The following is an 11,058-nucleotide window of genomic DNA, read 5'->3' on the forward strand; positions in this document are numbered from 1 at the left end:
TTCCAGTACGCGCCGCTTTCTTTGCCCCCGATGCCTACCCCCCTCGACCAGCCCCTACTGGCGCTTTCCACTGCTGTGGCAGCGACCGACCTCACCGCTCCGCGCCTGCTCATTCTCTACACTGGCGGCACGGTGGGCATGGCCGTCAACCGCCGTCAGGAGCTAGTGCCCATGCACTTCAACAAGCTCGACCGCAAGATGCCCGAGCTGCGCAAGCTGCCGTACCGCCTGGAGTTGCTGGCCCTACCCCAGCCCATCGACAGCAGCAACGTGACGCCCGCCGACTGGCTCTGGCTGGCGCGGCTCATTAGCCAGCACTACGCCGATTTCGATGGTTTTGTCATTCTGCACGGCACCGATACCATGGCGTATTCGGCGGCGGCGCTCAGCTTTTTGCTCGAAAATTTGGGGAAGCCGGTGGTGTTCACCGGCGCGCAGGTGCCGGTGGGCCGCACGCGGTCCGATGCTACCCGCAACCTGCTCACGGCTTTGGAGATAGTCGCCGCGCGCCACCCCCGCGCCCACACCGTGCGGCTGCCCGAAGTAGGGGTGTTTTTCAACGATGTGCTCATTCGGGGCACGCGGGCCAAAAAAGTAGAAAGCCAGCAGTTTGCGGCCTTCAAAAGTGAAAATTATCCGCCGCTGGTCCGCGCGGGCATCAGCCTCGATTTCAACGACCAAAGTATTCGGTTGCTACCCGCGGCCCCACTAAAGGTGCACGAGCAGCTCGAAGAAAAAGTAGCCGTGCTATCCCTGTTTCCGGGCATCACGGCCGCCGTGATGAACGCCATCTTGGGCGTGCCCGGCCTGCGGGGCTGCGTGCTCGAAACCTACGGCTCGGGCAATGCGCCCACCGCGCCGTGGTTTTTGCAGTGCTTAGAACAGGCCCAGCAGCGCGGGGTTTATATCCTGAACGTCAGCCAGTGCGAGGAGGGTAGGGTCGTGCAGGGTCACTACGAAACGAGTGCGCGCCTTACCGGTTTGGGCGTGCTGGGCGGCGATGATATTACGACTGAAGCGGCCATTACCAAGCTTATGTTCGTGCTTGGCCTGGGGCTAAACGACGCCGATACGCGCCACCTGCTAACCCACGATTTGCGCGGAGAAATTTCGCGCTAGCTCCCGGGCCGAGCATCTTCTTTGCGAAGCGGCTGCGGCAATCAGCCGTTTCTGCCTATCTTTGCACCCCATTCAGAGAGGTGTCCGAGTGGTCGAAGGAGCACGCCTGGAAAGTGTGTATAGCCCAAAAGGTTATCGTGGGTTCGAATCCCATCCTCTCTGCAAAAAGCCTCATTTCCGCGCTGGAAATGAGGCTTTTGCTTTGGTAAGAAACGGCTTGGGCAGCTTTATGGGCCGCCCCGGCTACCGGGCTAGGATGGTCAGTTATTCTACCCTCAGCCGCTGGCTGAGCGTGCCGCAGCGTACGATGTAGAGGCCCGAAGCCAGGCCGCCCACATCAATAAGGGCCTCGGTGCCGCTGGCGGGCGCTGCTTGCGTGTATACCACTTGGCCTAAGGCGTTTAGCACCTGGAGTGGGGCCGTAGCCGTGGGGCCTACTAGCAACACCCGTAGTGCATTGTGCGTGGGGTTAGGGTAGGCAAACAGCTGCGGCGGCCCCGCTGCGCCGGCGAGGGAAACTGCCCGCACGGGCGAATACGTGACGGCCCCGTTGAAGTCGGTTTGGCGCAGGCGATAGTAAAGCAATGCCACGCCCGCAGGAAGCTGGTCGTCGCGGAAGCCATACTGCCGCGCAACGCTACTAGTACCGGCCCCGGCTACCGTGCCGATGGCCCGGAAGTCCTGCCCATCGGTGCTGCGCTCCACCGTAAAACCGGCGTTGTTCAGCTCCTGCGCCGTCGTCCAGGCTAGGCGTACGGCAGTGGGGCTTTCGGCTACCGCCGTGAAGGCCACGAGTTGCACGGGCAGCGGCACATCGACCGGCACTACTTGCAGGGCCCCTTGCGTGACGCAACCCCGGGCGTCGGTTAAGCTACTGAGGGTGAGTACTGTGACGGAAGCAGAGGTAAACACCACATCTACCCAATAATTGCTGGCATTGAAGGAGGAGGTCGGAAACGTAGTGGCCGTGCTGTATTGGTACACCCCGTTGGGGCCGTCCTCGCCATCGGCCAGCGCCCGCAGGGGGCCGTTCGTGACGGCGGTGCTCAGCCCTTGGCTCGTAAAGGCATAGTTGCCGGCCGGGGCGTGGTACGAGGCCACGTAAGTGGTGTTGGCCGCGATGCTAACCGGCGTATTAAAGAGCATTTCCTGCCAGCCCGAGGCAGTTTCGTTGGTGAACGTGACCGTGGCCAGCAAACCGCCCGTGCTGGTCCACAGCGTGCCGGTGTGGGGGCCGGTGTTCGTGGTACTCTTGTAAAAACGAATGCCAGTGAGCTGGCCTGCCACGCTCGAGCGGAACTTAACGCCCAGCTCCACCGAGCTATTGTCGGCCGCGGCGGCCGTAGCTGGTGTGGCCGTGTTGCTCCAGAGGCGGGTAGTCGTCGGCGAAGCAGCCTTCACGCCCGTATTGAAGGGCGTGCCGCTGGTAATATTCGGATAGGCGGTGCCGTTGATTACCAGATTGTAAGGGCCTGTGCCGGTGGTGGCGTTGAAGGAGAGAAAGATATCTTGCCCGGCCTGCGGCGTGCCTACCACTGCCAAAACGCCGGCGGGTGGCGGGTTGATGGTCACCTGCGCGGTGCTCAGGGCCGTGCCCGTAGCCGAGCAATCTCCCGCGTCGGTAACGCTGGTGAGCACATAGGTGAGCGTGTTAGAAGCGGCGTTATCCAAGAAAAGCACATCCACCCAGTAGTTGGCTGAGTTGCCGCCATCGGGGAAGCCGCCGCCGTACTTGAATACACCGTTGGGGCCATCGGTGCCGGCTGCCAGGGCCGTGAGCGGCCCGTTGGTAACGGCCGTGGCCAGGCCATTGGGCGTAATGGCAAACCCGCCGTTTGGCGAATAATACGAGGCGATGTAGGTAGTACCTGCCGTGATGGCGACCGGCGTAGCAAAGCGCACTTCCTGCCAGCCGCTGGCCGTTTCGTTGGTGAAAGTGGCCGTGGCTAGCCGGGTGCCGGTGCTGCTCCAAAGCGAGCCCACGTGGGTGCCGGTATTGCTACCCCCCTTGTAAAACCGGATGCCCGTGATGGTGCCGCTCGTGGAAGCGCGAAACTTGGTGCCAACTTCGATGGGCTGGTTGTCGTTGCCATCGGGGTTGGCGGGCGTGCCCGTATTGCCCCAGATGCTCACCTCGCCCGGCGTGAAAGTGGCGAAGGTTTGGCCCACTGATACGTTCGGGTAAGTTGTGCCATTCACTACCAGCGTGTAAGGGGCTTGGCCAGAAGCTGTGGCTAACTGCAACGAAACCGTGCCGCCCGGGCAGACCGCCGACGGAACGGTGGCAATAGTGGCCGTGGGCGGGGTACAGGCCGCGCCGTTGTAGTTGGCTACGTAGGTGCCCGCGCTAGCCGGAAAAAGGGCATACGCTACCCCCTTGATAGTCTGGGTAGTATACGTAACCGGCGTGCCATTGACGGCGAGACTCAGCAGGCGGTTGGTGCCCGCAGCCAGGGGTAGCATGCCCTGAAGGTTGCGCACGTTGTTCCAAAGCGCTACCGTGAAGCGCAGCTGGTTGCCACTCCACGTCATGGCCCCAAACGAGGAATTGTTGCGGCCATCGAGCCAGGTCAACATCTGTTTGGCCGATACTACGGGTACTTGCCGAGCCTGCGCCGCCGCCACAATGGCGTTGGAGCCCTCGGTGCTATTGGTGCCGGCTTGCTCTAAGTCGGTGTGCATGTTGGCCGTAAATACGCCGTAGTACCCATTGGCTCCCAAGGCGTTATCAAGTAAGGCGTTGATATGGGTGGCGTACGTAATACCCGACTCATCGGTGAGCTGCGTGGTAGCCTGGTAGCAATCGATGAGGGTGCCATCGAGGTCGGCAAAGCGCATGGGCATGCCCGAGCCCGTAAATAGTCCCGGCCGGTCCTGCACCCAGGCCTGCGGCCAGTAGTAGTAATTGGCATCCAGCCGGATGCCCCGCTCCACCTCAGCCTTGGGCTGGCTGGCCCAATCGCTCCACGAAATGCAGTGCGTGCGGTGCGTGGCGGTGGCCGCGAGGCTGGGAAATTTTGCGGCCAGCTGCGGCAGTTGCGTATCGAAGAAAGTGCGCAGCGAAGCCGGCGTCCAGGCGGCGCAATCGGTATTTAAGTGCAGGGCAATCTCAAAGCCTTGGGCCTCGAAGGCAGCGGCTTGCGCATCCGTTATCGGCGTGTTGGGGTAGATGTAGGACGTGCCGCGGATGGCCGTCCAGTCGGCCACGGCCTGGGCCGTGTTGGCAGCGCTTTGCGCCAAGTAGTGGTTGAAGCGGCCAACGGTAGCGCCATTGCCGTGGTCGTCGCCCGTCATTACCACCGCCGCCTTCAGCCCTCGCGGTAGGTACCAGAAGCGGGGTAGGGGCTTTTTATTGCTCTGCAACAAGATGTTAGCCAGCAGGCGCTGCTGCTCATCGGCCTGCGGAATCGTTATCTTATTGAAATCTACCCAGTCGGGGAAAAATTGGTCGTCTGAGCGGATGGGCCCGGTGGCGCCATCGCGTTTCTGGCCGGCCCAGGCGGGGTTGCCTTGCCGGGTATACACCACCGAGCGGGCCAGGTCATAGGTGAAGGCAATGGCCCGGCCACCGCTGGTGCCCACCAGCCGCTGCGTTACGGCGGGGCTGGTAGTGGCGGCCGTGGCGCTGCTGTAGAGGGTAGCCAAGCTGGTCGCGCCGCTCAGGCTGTAGAGGTCGGCCGTGCCGTGAAACTGCATGGTTTGGCCGACGATGCCCACGCCGGGCCCGCTGGCGGTGTTCACCAGCAAGTATTTATCGGCGAGCGTGCCGCTGGCGGGGGTAAGGCCCAGCAGGGGCGCCAGCTGCGCATCGGGCCGGAAGGCTACTAGCATGCCGCCCGCCGTCACCCAGTTCGTCAGCATCGTCACGTCGGCCGCCAGCAGCGGCACCTGGCCCAGTACCACTATGTCGTAGCTAGCCAGCAGGCTGGTATTGGCCCGCACCTCGCTTATGTCTTTGGCAGCAAACTCGTTAAAGCCCTCCGCTCGCAATATCTCAACCGGAAAGCGACTAAATGGATTGGCCGCGGCGCTGATAACCAGAATTGGGCCGCCCGGCCCCTCAGTGGGCAACGGCAGGGTAGGGGCGGGCGCGGCCAACGTCGTAAATGACGTGCTGTAGCTCGCTGCCAACGCATTGCCCGCCAAGTCCTTAATGCGCGGGTCGGTGCTGCCCCCCTTCACAGTAAGCGTATACGAAGTGGCGTAAGCCAGCGGAGCTGTGGGCGTGAGCGTAGCCGTGAGGTTGCTGGCGCTGTAGCTAACCGTGGCAGCCACCGGGGTGCTACCACTTAGCAATTGAAGCGTGGTGCCCGACACGCTAGCTGGGTCTAAGTCCTCGCTGAACGTAACGCTGATAGCCGCCGCAATGCCTACCCCCGTCGCGTTGGTAGCGGGCGTAGTCGTGGCTACCGTAGGAGGCGTGGTGTCGGGCCCGGAGGTCGCGTTAAATACGACGTCCACAAAATAATTAGAGGCTTGGAAAGTGCTGGCCGGAAAGGTGGGGGTAGGCGCATACTCATACAAGCCATTGGCGCCGTCCTCGCTGTTGGCTAGCCCGCGGAGGGGCGGGTTCAGCACTGCTTGAGTCAGGCCGGCGTTGTCAGCCGAATAATACCCCGCGCTGCTGTGGTAAGTGATGACATATGTAGTGCCCGCCACAATGGCTACCGGCGTGGCAAAAGCTGCTTGCTGCCAGCCCGACGCAGTTTCGGCGGTGAAAGTAGCCTGCGCCAGGAGCGTGCCCGTGCTGCTGTAAAGCTGCCCTATGTGCGTGCCTGTGTTGCCACTCTGCTTATAAAACCGAACGCCGGTGACGTACCCGCCGGTGCTAGACCGGAATTTCATGCCCAACTGAATGGCCCGGCCACCGTCGTTCTGCAAGGTGCCCCCCGGCGCCGTAGTGGGCTGAAACACTGTGCAGGGGCACACCTGTGCCGCTGGCGCCGCAATGGTAACTGCCACTGTGGCCACCGCACTCATATTGCCTGAATCGTCGAAGGCCCGGCTCCGAATAGTAGCTGCACCCGATGCCGAGGGAACCCAAGTGTAGGTCCAGGCGGTGGTGCCGGTGGCGCGCTGCCAGCTAGTGCCGCCATCCGTCGATACTTCTACGCCGGCCACGGCACTAGCGTCGGTAGCCGTGCCCGCGATGGTGCTCGCCTGGCCGCTAGGCAGCGCTGTGCCTGCTGCAGGCGCCGTAATTGCCACGGTTGGGGCCTGCGTGTCGGTCGAAGCCGAGGCAGCTACTAAGCCAGCTTCTAGCGTAGTGGGCTGCACGCCCATATCGGCAAAGAGGTTCACGGTAGCCTGCTTCATGGCCGGGCTCGGGGCCGCACTACCCCGGTCGTGGTTGCTGTCGAGGCCCCACGACCACTGCACGGTGCCCGCTCCAAACACCCAGGCCCCGCTGCTGTGCTTGTATAGCGAAGTCCGGTGTGTTTGGCCGTTCAGCACGGTTTCAGAGAGTAAAATCCGGCCGGAGGGGTAGGTGCTCTGGTAAGCTGGCTGCTCGGGGTCCCACTCATAGCCAAGGGTGCCATCGGTCATGGTGGCGGTAGCGCCGGCGGCCAGGGTAGCCACGCTAGTATTGCGCCAGAAACGCAGGTTTTTGTAGCTGGCTGGCACCGTAAGCGGCCCCGAGGCCTCCGTCCAGCTAATTTGCCCGCTCAGCTCGTTTTCGGGCCGGCAGCCATCGGCACCCGTAAAGCTGCACCCATCGCGCCACAAACCAGTCCATTCGGTAGTTGGGTCGCACTTGGTGCCGCACGTGTTTTCGCCCAGCGTGCCTTCCTTATAGCAAACGAGGGTACGGTAGTTGTTTTCCCAGCGGGTTTTCCAGTACACCTCATTGCCGCCAAAAAAAGCTAGGTGCTTGCCGGCATTGCGGGCAGCCGTGACGTTGGCCCGCGCCGCGCCTGACCAATACTCGTCGTGCCCCACTGATAAAAATACCCGGTGCTTAAGCAATAAGCTACCCCGGCGGTCGGTGTCAACGTCCGTGCTGTAGCTCACATCGTAGCCGTTGGCTTCTAGCCACCGAATCATTGGGTATTCGGCATTAAAGGGCCCATCCTCGGCTACGCCGCCGCCCCCGCCGCCATTGCGCGTTAGGAAAGGCCGGTTATAACTCACCTTCGAGGCCTTGCTACCCACTACGCCCACATACAGGCTTTTGCCGTTGTTGTTGGTATCACCGTATATATTATAAGCCTGCCAGGTCGCATCCGAGGTCTGAAAGTGGAGGTCGGAGGTGCTGGCATCGTCGCGCACCACGAACATTATGTGGCTAGCCCCCTGGGTGTCGGTGCGGGTGAGCTTGGCTACGTACACGCCTGATACGGCCGTGGCTGGGATATCCCAGTGGGCTGACTCGGTCCAGTTGCCGCAGTCGACCAGGCCCGTGCTGGCGTCGGTGTTGCAGTTGCCTTGCGCCTGGGGTAGGGCCGCCGTGATAATGCCCGTGCCTTGCAGCCGCGCGCCCAGGCCGCCGTAATAGCCTAGCCGGTAGATGCTTATTGAATAAGCACTAGCTGCAGTTTTGATTTTAAAACGCGCCGTTTCGCCCCTATTGTAGCTGATGTCGGTAGCGTAGCCCTGAATTGATAAATCGCCGGCGCCGCTAATCTGCCACTGCGAGGCCGGGTTGCCAGGCTTCGCATTTTCGATTGCAACAGCATTCTGGGCCCAAGTGGCTGCACTGGCCAGGCTAAGCACCAAAGTAAGTAGCGAGTTAGTTATCCAAATTTTTTTCGGAGAGAAGGTAAAAAAGGTGCTTAATCGGCGCAGCAAGCGAGCTAAGTTTCCAGACAAAAAAAGGCATAGCTCGGCCAGCCTCTCACGGTGGAGAAGTGGGGGGGCAGTTTGTGGCATAGCGGCGGGTGGGAAAAAAGAGTGAGAGCATTAAGTAAAAAAGGAAGTAGCAGCGTTTAATTAAAGGGAGTGCGCAATGCACTACAAGGTGCTATGCTAACCCTAAGGCAGGGTAGCCGTGCACTGGCGCAGGAGCTAGCGTGAAAGGGAGAGGGTAGGGCTTAAGCAGTAGTTCACGGAACCGGGAATAGTACGGCGTTCAGGATGTGCTTATATGGAAGGTAAGGTCTGCCTTCAGGCCCAAAAAGTAGTACTGCTTGGCAGGATAAAACTACCAATAATTAGTAAAAAAGCAATGTTTAGAACCTGCCTTTAAAAAATAGTTGGCTTATAATGACTAGCATAATTATAAGCTGGTCAGTCGATTATACTCCAGCTTTAAGCCAATAAACAGGCAGGTATAGCCTCGGCAATCTAAAAAGCCAAGTGAGTAAATACAAAAGGCTTTAGCCTTGCGCAAGCCTATATTCCCGCTTGCCAGTTTTCGGCTTTAGGCCTGGCTTTGTGGCGCGCAAGCCCGCCACAAAGCCAGGCCTGAGAGGCTGCTTGCAGTGGATATTTACCCAGTAAAATGGAGGAGAGGAAGCGTAGCTTTTCGTTATCGCGCAGGCGAATCCTCCAACAAAGAGCGATAAAAGCTGGCTTCTCGACCCAAGAAATGGCGGCAATTCTTGAAAAGCGACGTAGCGTCAAGTAAGGAGCCAGGCCAGCGCTTACTTTCTAATCAGCTTATTAAGCTAATATATATTCTTATCTCGTTTAGCTATTCTTGCGCCTAGGTGTTAGGCGGGTGCAGTAGCAAGCCAGAAATAGTTGACAAAACGGTTGAATACGCTACTCTTAGCAAGTAGCAAGCGCACAATTGCAATACCCGTTAGCGAAATAGCTATACCCGCTAGAACATCCAGTACATAATGATGACTAGTGTAAACAGCAGAAAACCAGATTCCTACCATAACAACAAAGAAAGCTGCGGTCGCTATCCCAGATTTATTTTTACTAGCATAGAATAATACGATTACCGGGTAAGCAGAATGCAGCGATGGCATGGCCGCAAAAATGTTTGAATTCTTTGCATAAATAGATTTAAAGATATTTACGCCAAAGAAGGAATCGAACTTAACTAGTCCAGCAGTGCTACCCATCGTCAACGGCTGAAACTCAAACCCATGTTGCTGAACATACCACGGCGGTGCTGCAGGGTGTAGATAATAAACTATAAAACCGAGGATATTAACTAATAAAAAAGTAAGCGAGAATTCAAAAAATAATTTCCGGTTTTTAAAGAATAGATAACCCGCAAAACCTAGTGGAATGGGTACCCAGCATAAATAAAAAATGCCGCAGGCTACATCTAAGACAGAATTGCCATTGAGCAACCAATACTCATTAGGCGTCAAGATTTTGCCTGCTGTATGAATGCCAAATAAACTCTTTTCAGTAGTGTATAATTGTGCAATATCAACTGCCCGGTAAGCGTAGTTTGGAAAGGCCTTCATGTAATCATAAAGAACCCAAAAAATAACAAAAATAGAAAAGCCGGTAATAAACCGGCGAGTAGTGTTAGATAAATAATAGCAAGCATTACAAATTCCGATTAGTACGAGCTGCTCGGAACGAAAACCAATCAAAAAATAAGAGAATAGTAAATAGGCTATTGAAATCACTGGGACAAGCCATTTGCCGGTGCTAGCAATTGGTTCGGCAGCAGGGGTAGGGAGAGAGTCGTGCATAATTAATACGGAAATAGCGAGCTTTATGCGTGGTGCTACACGGCTACACGCTCGATAACTTGTTCACGCGTAGCCGTATTTAGTCCTTTAAACTCAATGTATTTAACATTGGGAACCCAGAATGTGCCACCCTCAATGCGCAAGTAAACGCGACTCAGTATTATCTGTTTGTTGGCAATTGTTGTATACACGTGGAAAGCATTATCGGCAGTCGATTTCATTAGAAAAAACCGAACTTTGTCGTAAGCAGCAAACTTCAATTCATACTTATCAGGTGCTATTTTTTTAGCTGATAGACCGTAGGCGAATTTCCGCTGAATAAAGTTTAAGTCTTTCCGCTCGCCTTGCTCGGCATAGCGTATCCAAAATACTTTAACGGGTTCCTCCTCATCTAGCTTACCCGCATTATTGACGTTGAGCTGATAAATTACCGTGTTAATATTTGGGTCGCGCTGTAAATAAAATAATTGATTAATAATGCCGGTTGGTACCGGAAAGCCCATGCTGGGTTGTGGCGTAGCCGAGGCTAATTCGGCATTATTAAAAAGCAAGCCAATAAGTAACGCCCCCGTCGTAGCCGTTAGCTTCTTACCCGTAGCGGAAGGCTGCACTGCTGGTTGCGATTTTATTTCGAGAGCTTTTTTTGCTTGCAATAACCGCGAAACAGCAGTGATATTTGACAAAACTGCCATTACCGTAATAGGAAAGGTCAGAATTGACATCGTTTCGAAAACGTGGAACGGTAAGCCTGGTACGTATACCTTGTAATCACCTCCCAGGTAGGCCGAACTTACGCCGCAGGCCAGTGCACTTACTCCCATCAGTACCACTCGCTCGGGGCGTTGCATCAGGCCGCCCTTGCACTCTATGCCCAAACCCTCGGCACGGGCCCGCGTGTAGCTGACCATCATGGAACCTATGAGGGCGATAAAAGCGAATAAAGACCCTAGCAAATAATGGTGCGCAACTAAGTAGTAGCAAATGCCTAAAAACGTGAATAATTCGCTGTAACGGTCTAATACCGAGTCGAATAAGGCGCCGTAGTCACTCTTCATATTGCCTAGGCGCGCAACTTGCCCGTCAAGCATATCAAACAACCCAGCAAATAAGATGAGGGCTCCGCCCCAACCCACATAGCGCAAGTCGCCTCGGTTACCTTCCTCGCCCCCCACAATAAAAATTATGGCTACCCCTATATTTAGCAGTAAACCAGTGAGCGTAACGGCATTGGGCGTAAAGCCAACCTTGATTAAAAGCCTGACGAAAGGATTTATTATTTTGTAAATCCCAAGCTGCAATGCAGTGCGGATAGAGGAAAATTCCATGCGGTAAGCAA

General features: G+C 56.9%; 4 protein-coding genes and 1 tRNA gene. 2 read left to right on the forward strand and 3 right to left on the reverse strand.

The annotated features are described in order from the left end of the window. Positions 1-30: 30 nt before the first annotated feature. Positions 31-1,119, forward strand: a complete 1,089-nt coding sequence (locus GO988_RS03080) for an asparaginase (RefSeq protein WP_157562051.1) — start codon at positions 31-33, stop codon at positions 1,117-1,119. A 74-nt stretch (positions 1,120-1,193) separates the two neighbouring features. Continuing rightward, a tRNA-Ser gene (locus tag GO988_RS03085) sits at positions 1,194-1,281 on the forward strand. Positions 1,282-1,383: 102 nt separating this feature from the next. Here the strand turns inward: GO988_RS03085 and GO988_RS03090 are convergent. The 3 genes from GO988_RS03090 to GO988_RS03100 form a co-directional block, all read right to left on the reverse strand. After that, positions 1,384-7,833 carry a DUF4082 domain-containing protein gene (locus GO988_RS03090; protein ID WP_317164797.1) on the reverse strand — a complete coding sequence of 2,150 codons (6,450 nt, stop codon included), beginning with the start codon at positions 7,831-7,833 and terminating at the stop codon, positions 1,384-1,386. A gap of 938 nt (positions 7,834-8,771) precedes the next feature. Next, on the reverse strand, positions 8,772-9,722 hold the full coding sequence (locus GO988_RS03095) for a phosphatase PAP2 family protein (protein ID WP_157562053.1): 951 nt from the start codon (positions 9,720-9,722) through the stop codon (positions 8,772-8,774). 35 nt (positions 9,723-9,757) lie between these two features. Next, positions 9,758-11,047, reverse strand: coding sequence for a DUF4833 domain-containing protein (locus GO988_RS03100; RefSeq protein WP_157562054.1), 1,290 nt, complete (start codon positions 11,045-11,047; stop codon positions 9,758-9,760). Positions 11,048-11,058: the final 11 nt, after the last annotated feature.

This window comes from Hymenobacter ginkgonis (assembly GCF_009755225.1).
GTDB classification, from domain to species: Bacteria; Bacteroidota; Bacteroidia; order Cytophagales; family Hymenobacteraceae; genus Hymenobacter; species Hymenobacter ginkgonis.

Excerpts from the sequence above, each read along its gene's own strand:
- GO988_RS03100 (WP_157562054.1), bottom strand. The coding sequence starts at position 11,047 with ATGGAATTTTCCTCTATCCGCACTGCATTGCAGCTTGGGATTTACAAA.
- GO988_RS03095 (WP_157562053.1), bottom strand. The coding sequence starts at position 9,722 with ATGCACGACTCTCTCCCTACCCCTGCTGCCGAACCAATTGCTAGCACC.
- GO988_RS03080 (WP_157562051.1), top strand. The coding sequence starts at position 31 with ATGCCTACCCCCCTCGACCAGCCCCTACTGGCGCTTTCCACTGCTGTG.